The organism is Buchnera aphidicola (Pemphigus obesinymphae) (genome assembly GCF_026122815.1).
Lineage (GTDB): Bacteria > Pseudomonadota > Gammaproteobacteria > Enterobacterales > Enterobacteriaceae > Buchnera_C > Buchnera_C aphidicola_BJ.
This window is the reverse complement of record NZ_JAIWQW010000130.1, coordinates 1-291: the sequence shown is the minus strand read 5'-3', so window position 1 is coordinate 291 and position 291 is coordinate 1. Positions and strand designations below refer to the sequence as shown.

Here is a 291-nt window from a genome sequence, read left to right as displayed (position 1 = left end):
ATAATGAAATCTAACAAAAAAAAACAACAAACTATAAAACAAGCGTTAAAAATTAAATTTAATATGCTTTCGTAAAAATATTATTTAAAAATAAAAACTATTTTTTTAAAACGTATTGTTAAGAAGTGAAGAATAATTATTGCAAATAATTGTTCAGAAATATACTTTTAGATAATATCGGAAAAGTACAAGCAGGAGCAGGCATAGTATTAGACTCTGTGCCGCAAGAAGAGGCTAATGAGAGCCGAAATAAAGCTCAGGCAGTAATCCAGGCAATAATTTACGCTCACA

Annotated in this window: 1 pseudogene; it reads left to right on the top strand. The window is 27.8% G+C overall.

Annotation, left to right across the window (positions count from 1 at the left end):
- Positions 1–176 precede the first annotated feature (176 nt).
- A pseudogene (locus LDP10_RS03425) lies at positions 177–291 on the top strand (hypothetical protein); the annotation flags it as partial.